We start from the raw sequence: 14,072 nt of genomic DNA, 5'->3' as shown, positions 1-14,072 counted from the left end.
ATGACTTTTCCGCGGGGTCGGGGCGCGGCAGCAGCAACAGGGAAGTCCGACATTATGGAAAGACAGCATCCGGAGAATGGCCGTGGGGAACACGCGGCCGGCCCCGCAACGGCCGGCCACAGCATCGTGCCATATCCATCGGCGCTGCGTCCACCCAGCGGCTCGCCGAGTTGCTGCCGGAGTCCGGGAACCGATTCAGCCCAGAATCCCCGATCCGGACTCGACCAGCGGCGACTGAATTGCGGCGCAAACCCGGTTTCGCCCGCGTGCTTTCGCCTGGTACAGCGCCGTGTCGGCGGCTTCCAGCAGATCCGGCGCATTCAGTGCGTGGAGCGGGCAACTGGCCACCCCGATGCTGACCGTGACATGGATCGAGCGGTTCTCGTGGCGGAAGTCAGTTTTTTCGATCGCCTCGCGGATCTGCTCGGCGACTCTTAAAGCGCCCTGCATCGTAAATGACGGGAGAATCAGCGCCATTTCTTCGCCGCCGTAGCGGGCGAGCAGCACCCGGTCGCCGGAGCGGATCCGGGCAACGCGATCCTTCAGGACGCGAGCCGTGATCCGCAAGACTTCGTCCCCCCCCTGATGACCGTAGTCGTCGTTGACCTTCTTGAATCGATCGAGATCAAGGAGCAGCAGGCAGCACCCTTCAACCTGCTGAGCATGGACGGCCTCCACTTCCCGCAGCAACTGGCGATCGAACTCGCGGCGATTGGCGAGCTCTGTCAAACCATCCTCGCGCGCCTGGCGTTCGAACTCCTGCGCCTCCAGTCCGCGATTCATCACCGTCGTAAAAACATCGACGGCGTTTTCGAGAAGCGACTGCAGATGCGCGGCGAATGGAGTGTTCCTCGATCGCGTCAGGCACAGCACCCCGGGTGTGCGGTCGTCAATGATGATCGGAATCGTCAGGGCCGATCCGATCAGACTGTCGACGTGGAACCGCTTGAGCTGCGCCGAATCAAAGGACGACTGCTGCTGCGCCCTGAAACCCGCCCAGGCGATGGCCTCTTCATGTCGCCGCCAGACCGGTTCGGCGCCGGCGGAAAGGGGCTGGCCGATTCTGGCCGCGGGAGCGAGTCCGGAACCGTGCCTGTCCGAAATCAGGAACACGATGCCGCGATCGGCCTCGACGAGCTGCACCACGCGTTCGAGAAACTCCTGCATAACGCGAATGGGATCGGCCTGCAGAGCATCGAGCACTCCGCGCAGTTCCAGCAGGACCTGCGTGAACTGAAGCTGGGCCGACTGGTGATGGTGGCGAATGTGCTGATGGAGCGAGCCGGAAAGGCTGGCAGCGATTCGGGCTAGCAGTTCCAGTTGCTGACGCGGCACCCCGCACACGGGCAACAGACGGCTCGTCATCAGAATCGCGTGCATCTGATCGCCCGCACCGACACCGACAAGCGCCAGGCTCTCAATTTTGCGACGGTCCGCCACGGACAGACTTGCCATCAGACGCGTGGACGTCAGTCGCGATCCGTCGATCAGAATTGGCGGTCCGTTGCGAAGCGAGGCGACGAATTCGGGATCGAGTTGCAGGTTGCGAACCGACTCCTCGCAGAGCCCCCGCGGCATCACACGAAGTTCCGCGGACGGTCCCAGTTGGATGACAGCGGCCAGTCCTTCCTGCACGTTCGGAATAAATCGCCGCAGGAGCAATTCGCTGGCTTTCTCGAAGTCCGGCTGGCCAAGCATTTCCCGCAGCAACTGAATCTCAGTTCGCGTGACTGAGCGTTCGCGTCCGAGCTGGCGACACTCAAGTTCCACAAGACTCAATTCCTCGCGGAGCGATTTCATCAGCTCGCGCGTGCCGTCGAGAAGGTAGATGTGGTGGAGATAGTAGAGCAGGCAGACCGCGGCCAGCGCTGAAATCGCACCTCCTGAGGCGGCTGACTGTGAGAATTGAAGTAACGAAATCCAGAGCCCGCTCATTGTTTCGCAGCCCGCGAGAGTCGCGCATTCCTTGCAGTCGTCATCTCTTGAAAGCTAGCTCATGTTCGGCAAGGACTGGACAATTCGCTGCGGGAAATCTCGGCCGACTTTCATCAAACCTGCCGTGCGCCACGATTTCCAATCGTATGGACTCTGCGGTCTGAATACGGAATTCGGCCCTCGGGCATTGGTGAACGCGGGCGCCCGGTGGGATGGAAGCGGTTGCAACGACGGGGACCAGCCCGGACAATCCCGTTTCCAATTCCGAAAGTCACCTTCGCCCGGCCGCGGTTGCCGGCTGATTTCGAAAGGATGTGCGATGATGCGGTCTGGCTGGTTGCTGCTGACGGGATGCCTCGGGATCGGTTTCGCGGTAGCGCATGGCGCGCCGCCGGAAGCGAATCCGGAAACGGGGGTGAAGTGGCGAGCACTGTTCGACGGAAAAACCCTGAAAAACTGGAAGCCAACAAACTTCGGCGGGGAGGGAGAAGTCACGGTCGAAGAGGGCCAGATCCTGATGCAGCAGGGTTCCGACCTCTCCGGAATCACATGGACCGGCGGCGAACTTCCCCGATCGAACTACGAGATCTCGCTGGAAGCGCAGCGGGTTGACGGCGGCGACTTCTTCTGCGGGCTGACGGTTCCCGTCAAGGACTCGCCATGCAGTCTGATCGTCGGAGGATGGGGAGGCGGCGTCGTCGGTCTGTCGAGTCTGAATGGCCTGGACGCCTCGGAGAACGAAACCACGAGCTACCGGGCGTTCAAGAAGAAGGAGTGGTACAAGATCCGGCTGCGGGTGACGGACACGCATATCCAGGCATGGATCGGCGATGATCGAGTCGTGAACGCGGACATTCGCGGGAAAACCATCTCCATCCGCCCGGAGGTCGAGCTGTCAAAGCCTCTGGGGATATCGAGTTACGCCACTGTCGCCGCGTTGCGGGAGATCCGCATCCGCGATCTGACGGCCGCCGAAATCGCGGAAGACCCGACCGCCAAGAAGAAGTAGCGGCCACTCTGCCTGGGGGAGAGTTGCAAGCATCAGACACGGGGGCTTCCGACGTTGCCAAAACACCACACGGGGCATCTCCCCGGGTATTCACCGTTCTGAACGCCTCGACGTAATGAATTTCCCCAAAACGAGTTACAGCCCGAGGCACGACACCCGGCATTTCATTTGCATTCCCGATTCGAAAGTCAGACATTCAGACACGAGACTCCGCCGGGATTGTGATGCCACCTCAAGAATCCTCTCCGCCAATTCGCTGGGCGCTGCCGCGCCTAGCGGATCTCGCGTTTGTCGCGTCATTGGCCGGTCCGACAATGGCCCGAACATCGGGCTGGCCGTCGACGCGCGGGCTGGAGAGTTACTGGGAGTGCATGCGCCAACTGCGTCTGGGCTGGCAGCAGCGCCTCCCCGATCCCAAAGCGAAGGCCGCACTTCCCTGCGACGTACTGGCAGAGATTCTCGTCGCCGAACTGCCGATCCGAGTCTGGTCCACCATCCTGCTCTGCGGGCGCGACGCAACGCACCGCGACGACCTGTCGCAGATTGTGAAACACGCATTCGACAGCCTGGAACCGATCCGGCGCCAGATTTATCGTCTGCTCCTGAATTACAACCCGGAGCCGGAAGATCGATCGTATCGCGCGATTGACGGACTTCGTCGTCGCTGTGATCGCTGGATCGATCTGCTGGCAGGCCCGGCCGCCCTTTCGGCGGATGTCTGGGACTTTGTGTCCGATCCGCGTCGAGCCAGGGACTTTGGCGAAGAGGCGCTCGGCGACGACGAGTCGCCGACGTCTGCCGCGGTGGAAAAGCTGGCGACGGCCGGGTTGCGAATGGCTTTTATGGCCGAACTCCCCGGCGGCGGACATTGCGTTTGCGACTTCGAACCGCTGGCGCGGGCCATTCAAGCCGAATTGCCGCCGCATCTGGCTGCAGAAATCGACCTGTTGAGCCCGTTCGGTTCCGCCGGATCGTGGACCGCGAGCACCGACCTCCCGCCCCCCAACGCCCCGGACAAGTCTGCATTTCAGGACCAGCTCTCCCGCCTGCGGAACCGGCCCGCGAACTCTTGAGCGGCTTCGCGTGTCCTTTGAATTGGATCGGGATCGGGTCTGATCTCCCGTTCGGAGAGAGAATTCAGCAGGTAAACTTGCCCGACGGCAGAGACTTGCAACCCGCCGCCCGATGGCGTATTTTGCGTCCGTTCGATGGTGGCTATAGCTCAGCTGGTTAGAGCACCAGATTGTGGATCTGGGGGTCGCCGGTTCAAGTCCGGTTAGCCACCCTGCGAGTCAATGCGGACGCCCTGTACCAACCGGTCGGGGCGTTTTCCGTTGAAATCGTCGTAAGCCTGACGTTCAGCCTGTTTCAGCACGGTGCCATCAGTCCGATGCGACAGGCGCATCGCACGCCGTAACATCTGATTCAGAATGGTTTTCCGGCGATCTCTGTCGTCCAAAGTGCGGCCCCTGCAGATCGTGCGGGCCGTGGGCGAACTCCATCCGGAGCAGCCGGTCGCCCAGTTGCTCGATTCGCAGAACGACCTCGCGCTGCGTCTGCTCCATCCCGCCTGAAACCAGCATGATCACCCCCAGAAACAGCAGCATCTGCCCGAAGATCGTCAGCAGCCAGCCGCTCGGAGCATAGACTTCCGGCCCGCCGAAGTAGGCCCACAGGACGAGGGCCGTGCCGCAGGTGCTGAGGCCGACTCCCCCGTAAGCGCAGAGCTGGCCGCTGAGAATCGTCCAGTTCGGGCTGGAACGGGATGGAGTGGCGACTGGCAAAGCCAGTGCTTGCTGAATCGAACCGCCCTTGCTGGAGACATTTGCGCGACGCCGCCGCCGTCTCCGGGCAAGATGCGGCGCCCCGACGGCCGCAGAACTGCCGGCGTCCGAAGGAGGCGGCAATTCGGCAGGCGGGAGCGGAGCGGGCAGCGGTTGCCCCGCGTGCGATTTATCAATGCGCCAGTTCACGGCAGCGTCTCCAGGAGGCGAAGGATCACCGGACTCCGCATTCGCCGCAGGAGTTGTTGCCGTCGGCGCAGCGGAAGTCCCGCCGGCAGATTCGGCCTTCCAGCGGGCCAGGAGTTCCCGGGCTTCGTGCTGGATCTCTGCCGAACGGCGATGGACCGTTCCAGGACGGGCCAGCCCGTTTGCCAGACCGAGCTCGGTCGAACAGCGGGCGCACAGGAGCCGGCGGTTGTCGGTCGACAATTCCGCGGCGACGTCGGCCCGACAGCGAGGGCAAAACATCCTTGTGTTCCGCGAAGATCACACCGGCAAGGGCTGAAATGAGGACCGGATTCCCCATTTGGGATCGCGGAGGTTATCCGAAGGACGTGAATCAGAGCAAGACGGGATCGTACCGGCTCCAAGCTCGTCTGGACGGAGACGACGATTTGGACTGTAATCCGCATCCCCCGGGAGGGAGATGTCGGCGGACTGGAGTCGACCGTTCCTCAGGGTGGCAGGGATGCCGTGAGCTGTGACGACCTGGGGCCGACTGACTGGATTCGTGCGACCGTACTGGCGGCCTTTGACGGGGTCTCTGGTTTTCGGGCTGATCGTCGCTGCCTTGTGGAGCATTGAGCTGCTGCTCACATTTCCGGTCGTGAAGGTCTTTCTGCAGGAACAGTCTCTCCCGGAATACGTGCGACAGGAAGTCGCCAAAGCCGAGGAAGAAGTCGCGGCTCTCAAACAGAAGCTGACTCCGCTCGACTCGCTCCTCGCGGACCTGCCGGAGGATGGAACTGAGGGGCGATTTGAACAGCGCGAGAGGGCGCTGAACGATCAGGCCCGGGAACAGCGCCGGCTGAATCAGGCGTCTTATCGGCTCTGGACCTTGAGCTGGGTCGAGGCCGAGGTCGTCCCCAGACTTCCGTCCGACCAGTTCGCACTGCTGGTCGGGCTGTTCGGCCTGCTGCTCGTCATAACGGCCCTGAAAGGGGCCTGCAGCTTCGCCCAGGACGTGCTGGTGGCCAGCGTCTCTGAGCGAACCGTGATTGATTTGCGGGAAACTCTGTTCCGGCAGACGCTGAAACTGGATCCGCAGTCCGTCACGGCGCAGGGAGTTCCGCAGATCGTATCGTCCATGACCTATGACCTGCAGACCGTCGCCGCCGGCCTCTCCGATGTCGGGGGAAAAATCGTCCGGGAACCGCTCAAGGCCGTGAGTTGTCTCGGGGCCGCGTTCTTTCTGAACTGGCAGTTGACGCTGCTGTCACTCGTGTTTCTGCCGATCGCAGGCCTGATGTACCGACGGCTGGGGCAGAGTTTGCGCCATGCGGCTCAGCGGACCCTCAGCAGCATGGGGCAGATCTACAAGTCTCTGGAAGAGACCTTCACGAACATGAAGGTCGTGATCGCGTACGATGCCGCGGGGGCGATGCGGCGACGCTTCCACCGTCAGAATCGAGAATTCTATCGGCAGGCGCTCCGCATCGTGCGGATCGACGCCTTGTGCAACCCGGCCACGGAAATGCTGGGACAGACCGCAGTTTGCCTGGTGCTGCTGCCGTGCGCCTATCTTGTCCTGAACCATGCGACGTCGATCTGGGGCATCCGGCTGTCGGGGCGCCAGCTCGATTTCTCGGACCTGTCGGTCATGTACGCCCTGATGGCGGGAATGCTGGACCCGGTTCGGAAATTCTCCAAGTTCTACACGACGATCAAGCAGACGGGGACGGCCGCAGAGGTCGTTTTTCAGAGAATGGATCGCGAATCGCTGCTGCGGACGGCCGCAGAACCGGTGTGGCTGGGGCCGCTGTCGGCCGGCATTGAACTGGAAGGCGTCCGCTTTTCGTATCACCGCGAAACCGACGGCGCTCCCCGCCAGCACGCACTCGATGGCGTTGACCTGCGGATCGCCGCCGGGGAAACCATTGCCATCGTCGGCCCGAACGGATGCGGAAAATCGACGCTGGCAAGCCTGCTGGCCCGATTCGCAGATCCCGACGAGGGCGTTGTCCGATTCGATGGAATCGACCTTCGCGAGGTGCGCATTCGCGACATTCGCGGTCAATTGGCGCTCGTCTCGCAGGACGCCGTCCTGTTTGACGGTTCGCTCCTGGAAAACATCCGCTACGGCCGTCCCGACGCCACCGATGTTGAAGTCCGCGAGGCGGCGCAACGGGCGCACGTGCTCGAGTTCACGGAAACTCTGCCGGCGGGGCTTCAGACGATCATCGGCGAAGGGGGCCGAAACTTCTCGGGCGGCCAGCGGCAGCGGATTACGCTGGCCCGCGCACTATTGAGAGATCCTCAACTGCTGATTCTGGATGAGCCGACGTCCGCAGTCGATGCGCACAGCGAGCGACTGATTCAGCAGTCCCTGCGGGAATTCTGCCGCCAACGGACGGTCGTGCTGATCACGCACAGCCTGAACCAGACGCTGCTCGACTTCATCGATCGCATCGTCGTCATGGACCGCGGTCGCGTCATCGCCGCCGGTCAGCATGCAGATCTGATTGCGGCCTGCCCCCTCTATGCACGCCTGTTTGCGGGTCCTCAACGGGCCGCCGCGTAATTCGACAACTTCATTCGCCAAATGTTCCGAACCCAGGCGCCGCTCGTGCGCCGATCTGTCGAAGGTGTGAGAATCGTGAGGAGTCGCTGGACGAGATGGGGGCTGTCGAGCGGGGGCGCAGTCCTCCTCGCCCTTCTCGGACTCTGGCTGTCGACGGGTGTCGGTGAAGTTCATCGGGCTCACCTGCCGGTGAATTTCCGCCTGGCGGATCCAGTTCCCGGAGAGGAAGACTGGCCCTGGTGGCGCGGCCCGCGGCAGAATGGTTTTGTCGATCAATCGCAGCCGCCGGTTCGCTGGTCTCAGAGCGCCAATGTCGGCTGGCAGGCCCGGATTTCCGGAAGCGGGCATTCCTCTCCCATTGTCTGGGACGGGCGAGTCTACGTTGCAGCCGCGGACGAAAAGCAGGATTCACTGCTGCTCGAATGCTTCGATCGCGACAGCGGGCGGCCGCTGTGGACATCGACCGTTCAGCGGGGCGGTTTCCCGCCGAACGGTGCAAGAGGCTCTCCCCCGTTCTCGACGCCAGCCTGCGATGGCGAGCGAATGTTTCTGGCGTCCGATCAGGCCGGCAAGTTGACAGTCACCGCCGTCGATCTCACGGGGAAACTCCTCTGGCAGCGTGAGGCGGGACCGTATTCCTCGACATGGGGTTACATGGCTTCTCCCGTCGTCAGCGGCTCGCTGGTCATTGTTTCGGGCGATCAGCGCGGGGCGCCCGCGGACCGGTTGCGCGGCGCCAGTTTCCTCGCGGCCCTCCATCGCCAGACCGGCGAAATCATCTGGCGGATCCTCCGACCTGCTGGAGACAGCTACGGTACGCCGATCGTCGCAAGAATTGCCGGCCGGGAGCAGCTTGTCCTGCCGGGGCGCCGCGGAGTCACCGCATATAATCCGGCCGACGGAGCCATGCTCTGGACCTGTCGCTGGACTGCCGACCGACCTGTCGGCAGCGTGGCGTTCGATGAGGACTGCGTGTACGCCTCAATCCGATACCCGAACGAGCAGATCGTCTGCATCCGGGCCGACGGGTCCGGAGATGTTACCGCGTCGCATGTCATCTGGCGGGAACGGCGATCCGCCAGCGACCTCCCGTCTCCGCTCGTCTGCGACAGCGATCTGCTGATCCTCGCGGACGACGGTGTGCTGACCTGCCTGGAGAAAGCCACCGGCAAAGCCCGTTGGAAAAAGCGACTGCAGGGTCGGTTCTCCGCTTCCCCGGTCGCAATGGGAAAGTATCTCTACTGCGTGAACGAGGCGGGAATCGTCTCGGTCGTCGATCGGACGTCCCGCGGTGAACTGATCGCCGAGAACCAGGTCGGTCAGGGCTGCTTCGCTTCCCCCGCAATTTCCGGAAACCGCCTGCTGTTCCGCACGGCTCAAGGGCTGCTGCTGGTGCAGCCCCCCCCGTCGGCCCCGTATGTCGATGCGCCGAAGCCGGAGCGTCGCCGATTCTGAAGCTGGACCACCTTGGCCGGTCCAGCTCAGTTGGCGATTCCCCCCCGGCGCTACGATTGTGAGTACAGCCGCTTCCCCATGCTGACGATCGGTTCGACCATAAAACCCAACCTTTCGTAGAACCCAATCACCTGCGTGTTTGTGGCACGAACCTGAAGATTCACCTTCAGGCACCCGCGGGACTTCAAGTCGGCTTCCAGACGCCGCAGCAGCGCGGCCCCGATGCCGCATCGACGATGCCCGGCATCGACCGCCACCGAATAGATCCACCCCCGGTGACCGTCGTAGCCCCCCATGACAGTGCCGACAACCGAACCCGCAAGATCGGCCACAAGAAACAGATCGCGTTCGACGGCGATTTTCTGTCGAATGGAAGTGGAGGGATCATTGTGCGGGGCCGAGTCGGGGAGAACGGCGTTCCAGAGGGCAATCACAGCCTGCATGTCTGCATCGTCGTAAGGTCGAATTTGAATGTCGTCAAGCGGCATCGTCACGACTGACCCTTTCTCAAAACGACAACGCCCGCGGAAGCAGGCTCCCGCGGGCGTTGTCAGTAATCTCGCACTCACGGAGCCAGGGGCTACTGCACCAGCATGGTCCGGAGCTGGAACAGGGCGGGGGTCAGGCGGGTGGAAATCCGTCCGAGTTCGCGGCGATCCTCGGTCGTGCATTTCACCAGATAGTTGTAGACCGTCCGCCAGTTGTCGTACAGGTCTTCGCTGTCACGGCTGATTTCGACGATCGACGCGTTCGAATACAGTTTCCGTTGCAGGTCCGCGGAGCCGCGCGCAAGATTCTCGACTTCGCGGAGGCAATCCGAAGCGAATGGAGGCCGCTCGGTCTGCAGCCAGCGTCGCACCACGCGATCGAGATCGTCCGTCATGTTGGCGACGTCGGCCGCCAGCTCGATCGCCTGCGAACGATCGAACTCGTGCGACTGGATCTGCAGCACCTGACGCAGCGTATCGATCGTCTGTTCGATCTGCTGCAGCACGGCCAGCGCCGCAGTGCTCTTCACGCCGCGGAAGGTCTGCGAGAAAGACTGCTCGGCCTCTTCGATGTAACGGAACGCGTCGACCAGATCCTGGTCGCGACTCTGTCCGCCAACCGGATTGCTGACGGTGTCGATGAAGTGTTCGCAAACGCCGTAGAACTGATCGGCGGTGGCGAGGGCCCGCTCGGAGTTCGGCAGGTGAATCAGCAGCGACAGCGGGGTGCGCTGGAAGAATTCGTCAATGTCCTTCCGCAGCACGCCGGTCAGGTACAGAAGCTGCTGCTTGTCGCCTTGTGGCGGCAGCAGGAGCAGGGAGTGGATCTCGTTGTCCGTCAGCGTGATTCGCCGGAGACTGCGGTCGAAAATCCGATTCCCCGTCGCCTGAAGCTGCTGCGCCAGCGGATACCACTGCTGCTGGAATCGCTGATACTCCGCGGCGAGCTGCTGCTGGTCCAGGTCGTTCCGGAGGATCAGGTCCGAAAACCGGTCGAGCGAACTGCGGACGCGGCTGACCCCCATCAGCAGAGCACTCGCATTCTGCGTACGCCCCATCTCGTAGCCGATATCCTCATAGAGGGTCCTGAAATCGGCCGCGAGCGTCGTGACCCGCTGCTGCAACTGCCGGCTGTCAACCTGCGGCGTGATTTTGAGGATGCCGGCGATCTGCCCGGCGAGATCTTCGATCGAGGAGAGGCTGGCCAGCGTGTCCCGGCTCAGATCCCGTGTCCGGCCCAGCTTGTAGCCCAGTTCGCGCCAGCCGGCGTCCAACGCCCGAAAATCCTCGTCGACCAGTCGCTGGTCGGAGACCTGCTGGATCTTCTGGGCCAGCACCTGCACGCGGGCGTTCAGCTTGAGGGCATCCGACGAAAGCAGGCGGAGGCCGGGATTGAGGCGGGCGTCGTCGTCCAGGAACCGCACCAGGCGGGACCCTTCGCTCGCCGCCGCCTTCACCAATGGGCGCAGCTTCAGCATTTCGGGAGTGACGCGACTTGCGTCATAGAGCGGTCCCATCCGCTGCATGTCGTACTGCAGCCGGTCGTCAAACCGCTGCTCTTCCGCGCGGTACAACGAGTCGGAGAAGCCGTCCATCATCTGTCGACGATCTTCCGTCGACATCGAGACCGGACGCGTTCGAGATCCTTGCGCCAGGGCCGACGCGTCATCCCGGACGATTCCACATGTCCCTGCCAGCAGGAGAGCCAGAAAACGCGTCCCCCTGCCAGAGATCAAAGTAGGCACGGTGTCTGCGTGCCGGCGCCAGAACTGCCCCATAATACCGAATCCTTTCTCAACGATGTTCGACTCCAATCCTCCGTGGCCTGCGCCGATCACGCAGGTTGAGCATCGCGCGGGAGACTAGCAATTTCTGCCGGTTCCGCCTAGAGCGTTTTGCAGCAACTTTGCAGTTTGTGGAGTGCACGACGCACTTCGCGCGCGGGCGTTCATCGGGTGCACCTTGTGTCGGGGACGTCGACGCCGTTCGTCGGCGGAAGTCTTTTGATGAGCGAGAGTTCCCGTTTAAGGAGGCCAGGGATGGCGTTCGCGAAGCGGTCGATCCGCCCGGAACTGCAGGAGCGGTTGCGGGAGGCGGCGGGGGAATTGCGGGAGTTGTTGTACGGTCCGGCGGCGTGCCCGGAATGGGGCACGAAGTTTCGGGAGTTCGAAGCCGATGGCCTGTCGGTCGGGCACTCGGGGCTATTTCGCTGCTCCACCCGTCTGCAGCCGGGCTGCCGTCAGCGTGTTCTGCATCAGCATCGCAATTGTCATCGGGCCGACGCCCCCCGGAACCGGAGTGATCGCCGAGGCGACTTCGCGGACGTCGTCGAAATCGACGTCCCCCACCAGCCGGTCGCCGACGCGGTTGATCCCTACGTCGATCACCACCGCCCCCAGCTTGACCATGTCCGCCGTCACGAAATTCGGCCGGCCGATCGCCGCCACGATGATGTCCGCCGTCCGCACGATCGACGGCAGATGCCGCGTCCGGCTGTGGCAGATGGTGACCGTGGCATTGGCGGTTTCCCCCTTCTGCACCAGAATCATTCCCATCGGCTTGCCGACAATCTCGCTCCGGCCGATCACCACCACGTGGGCGCCGTCGACTTCCACTCCTGACTCTCGCAGCAGCACCTGCACGCCCGCCGGCGTACAGGGCAAGAACCGCGGCCGGCCCTGCACGATCAGACCGACGTTTTCCGGATGAAAGGCGTCGACATCCTTCAAGGGATGAACGGAATCCAGAATGACCTGTTCGTCAATCTGCTCCGGCAACGGAAGTTGCACAAGAATGCCGTGCACCGCCGGGTCCCCATTCAACCGGCTGACCAGCTCCAGCAGTTCCGCCTGGCTCGTCGTCGCGGGGAGCGTGTGCTGCTGGTTCCGAAATCCCACTTTCTCGCAGGCTACATGCTTGTTGCGCACATAGACGGCGCTCGCCGGGTCTTCACCGACCAGCACGGTCGCCAGTTGCGGCACGACGCCCGTTGCCGCGATGAACTCGGCCGTCTCGGCAGCCACCCGCAGACGCGTCTTCGCGGCAATCGCCTTCCCATCAATCAGTTGCGCTGTCATTCAAGGTCTTCTTGCAGGAGTGATTGTCCCGCGGGTCGTATTAATCGGTGGTCACAGTCCGGCACCATCCGAGTGGCCGGCGGCTGGAGCGTCTTCGCGAAGCCCCGGTCTTCGCTTCTAATCGGTTGCCTCGCGTCATCGCTGGTAAAGCGAGCTGGAGCTGGCATCCGCCGGTTTCCTTTTCGTGAGCTCCGCGTTTCTCGTGGTTCAAACTCTTCGCTGTGATTCGCGTGCATTCGTGAGATTCGTGGTTGTCCTCTCCGGACCCCTTGCCGTTCTCTCAAATTTACTCGCGCGCGTTCCACCACTGATCGATGTCCGCCGTCAGTTTGCGAACCCGCTCCGGCTGCGCCGCCGCCAGATCGTGATCCTCCGTCGGATCGGCCGACAGATCGTACAGTTCCGGACGAGCGCCGGCCGCTGTCGGTAGAATCAGCTTCCATTGATCCTGAATCGTCCAGCGATACAGCAAGCTCGCCGCGGGCCGGTCGATCTCGGCGACGTCGTGGTCGAAAACTTCGCCGAAGAGCTGATTTCGGGGCGACTTCCCCCCCGCCTGAATGATCGGCAGGAGATTCAGGCCGGGCAGCTCCGCGGGAACCTCGGCCCCTGCGGCCGCCAGAATCGTCGGCGCGAGATCAATCGATGACGCCAGAGTGTCATACTTCCCCGGCGGAATGCGCCCCGGCCAGCGGAGGATGATCGGCGATCGAATCCCCCCCTCGTACGGAGAGCGTTTGCTGCGCGGAGCGTAGACTTGTTTCTGCGTGTCCTGAATCCAGCCGTTGTCGGTGACGAATACGACCAGCGTGTTGTCCGACAGTTGCTTCCGGTCCAGGTAAGCCAGCAGTTCGCCGATCGTTTCGTCGAACCATTCGCACATGGCGTGATAGCGGGCGACTGTGATCGGCTTGTCGGCGCCGCGGTACTTCGCCAGCAGGCGTTCCGGCGGATTGTGAGGCGTGTGGGGCATCATCGGCGCATACCAGACGAAGAATGGCTGGTCTTTGTGCCCGTCGATGAAGTCATAGACCGGCTGGAGGGTCTCGCGGCCGATTCTGAGCCCCACATCGCCGTGCCGTCCGCCGCGGGCCGGGTCGCCGTGCGTCATGGCTTCCGTGAAGCCGCCGAGGGCGGGAGCCCCTTCCCACCACTTGCCGGTCTGCAGACTCACGTAGCCCCGTTTCGCCAGCAGCTTCGGGATGGTCGGCTCGCGCTGAATGTGCTGCAGCATCGCTTCACGGGGAGTTCCCTTCGGAGGATCGTTCCCGCTGATTTTATGCTGATGGGGATAGCGCCCGGTGATCAGCGTCGCTAGGCTCGGCCGACACAAGCTGGAAGGGACATAGCTCCGGGAGAAAACCGCCCCCTGAGCGGCCAGCGCATCCAGATGGGGCGTCCGGATTTCCGGATGCCCCATGAATCCAAAATCCCCCCACGCCTGATCGTCTCCGAGCAGCAGCAGGACGTTCGGCGGGGTTTCGGCGGCTGTGCAGGCGCTTGTCAGGGCCGTCAAGCTGACGCCAAGCAGGAAAATCCGGAAGAGTGGGAACATCGGAGCCTTTCCGATCATCGGGGTCGGTC

General features: G+C 62.9%; 10 protein-coding genes and 1 tRNA gene. 5 read left to right on the top strand and 6 right to left on the bottom strand.

The annotated features are described in order from the left end of the window. Window positions 1-195: 195 nt before the first annotated feature. A complete protein-coding gene (locus SH412_RS03565; protein ID WP_336522136.1) occupies window positions 196-1,935 on the bottom strand; it encodes a GGDEF domain-containing protein in 1,740 nt (579 codons plus the stop codon). Between the two features lie 319 nt (window positions 1,936-2,254). Between SH412_RS03565 and SH412_RS03560 the strand changes: the two genes are divergently transcribed. The 3 genes from SH412_RS03560 (at window position 2,255) to SH412_RS03550 (ending at window position 4,229) form a co-directional block, all read left to right on the top strand. Beyond that, the gene (locus SH412_RS03560; RefSeq protein ID WP_336522135.1) at window positions 2,255-2,944 is read left to right on the top strand and encodes a 3-keto-disaccharide hydrolase; all 690 of its coding nucleotides are present in this window, start codon (window positions 2,255-2,257) and stop codon (window positions 2,942-2,944) included. A gap of 371 nt (window positions 2,945-3,315) precedes the next feature. Then, window positions 3,316-4,017: a hypothetical protein gene (locus SH412_RS03555; RefSeq protein ID WP_336522134.1), complete on the top strand. Its 702-nt coding sequence runs from the start codon at window positions 3,316-3,318 to the stop codon at window positions 4,015-4,017. A gap of 138 nt (window positions 4,018-4,155) precedes the next feature. Then, window positions 4,156-4,229, top strand: a tRNA-His gene (locus tag SH412_RS03550). A 97-nt stretch (window positions 4,230-4,326) separates the two neighbouring features. Here SH412_RS03550 and SH412_RS03545 read toward each other — a convergent pair. Continuing rightward, the gene (locus tag SH412_RS03545) at window positions 4,327-5,196 is read right to left on the bottom strand and encodes a hypothetical protein (RefSeq protein ID WP_336522133.1); all 870 of its coding nucleotides are present in this window, start codon (window positions 5,194-5,196) and stop codon (window positions 4,327-4,329) included. Between the two features lie 232 nt (window positions 5,197-5,428). Here SH412_RS03545 and SH412_RS03540 point away from each other — a divergent pair, with 232 nt between their 5' ends. Both SH412_RS03540 and SH412_RS03535 read left to right on the top strand, forming a co-directional pair. Beyond that, entirely contained in the window at window positions 5,429-7,468 is a 2,040-nt protein-coding gene (locus tag SH412_RS03540; RefSeq protein ID WP_336522132.1) for an ABC transporter ATP-binding protein, read from the top strand. 75 nt (window positions 7,469-7,543) lie between these two features. After that, window positions 7,544-8,923 carry an outer membrane protein assembly factor BamB family protein gene (locus SH412_RS03535; RefSeq protein WP_336522131.1) on the top strand — a complete coding sequence of 460 codons (1,380 nt, stop codon included), beginning with the start codon at window positions 7,544-7,546 and terminating at the stop codon, window positions 8,921-8,923. A 50-nt stretch (window positions 8,924-8,973) separates the two neighbouring features. On the opposite strand, the gene SH412_RS03530 is transcribed toward SH412_RS03535, so the two are convergent. The 4 genes from SH412_RS03530 to SH412_RS03515 all read right to left on the bottom strand — a co-directional run bounded on the left by SH412_RS03530 (window position 8,974) and on the right by SH412_RS03515 (window position 14,043). Further along, on the bottom strand, window positions 8,974-9,411 hold the full coding sequence (locus tag SH412_RS03530) for a GNAT family acetyltransferase (protein ID WP_336524189.1): 438 nt from the start codon (window positions 9,409-9,411) through the stop codon (window positions 8,974-8,976). Between the two features lie 92 nt (window positions 9,412-9,503). Then, window positions 9,504-11,033 (bottom strand): hypothetical protein, encoded by a 1,530-nt coding sequence (locus SH412_RS03525; RefSeq protein WP_336522130.1) that lies wholly within the window; start codon window positions 11,031-11,033, stop codon window positions 9,504-9,506. A 579-nt stretch (window positions 11,034-11,612) separates the two neighbouring features. Next, the gene (gene folD / locus SH412_RS03520; protein WP_336522129.1) at window positions 11,613-12,488 is read right to left on the bottom strand and encodes a bifunctional methylenetetrahydrofolate dehydrogenase/methenyltetrahydrofolate cyclohydrolase FolD; all 876 of its coding nucleotides are present in this window, start codon (window positions 12,486-12,488) and stop codon (window positions 11,613-11,615) included. Window positions 12,489-12,774: 286 nt separating this feature from the next. Beyond that, window positions 12,775-14,043, bottom strand: a complete 1,269-nt coding sequence (locus tag SH412_RS03515) for a sulfatase family protein (protein ID WP_336522128.1) — start codon at window positions 14,041-14,043, stop codon at window positions 12,775-12,777. Window positions 14,044-14,072 lie beyond the last annotated feature (29 nt).

Origin of the sequence: Planctellipticum variicoloris (assembly GCF_030622045.1) — a bacterium.
Lineage (GTDB): Bacteria > Planctomycetota > Planctomycetia > Planctomycetales > Planctomycetaceae > Planctellipticum > Planctellipticum variicoloris.
Note: the sequence above shows the minus strand (reverse complement) of the source record. Positions and strands in the feature narration are given on the sequence as shown.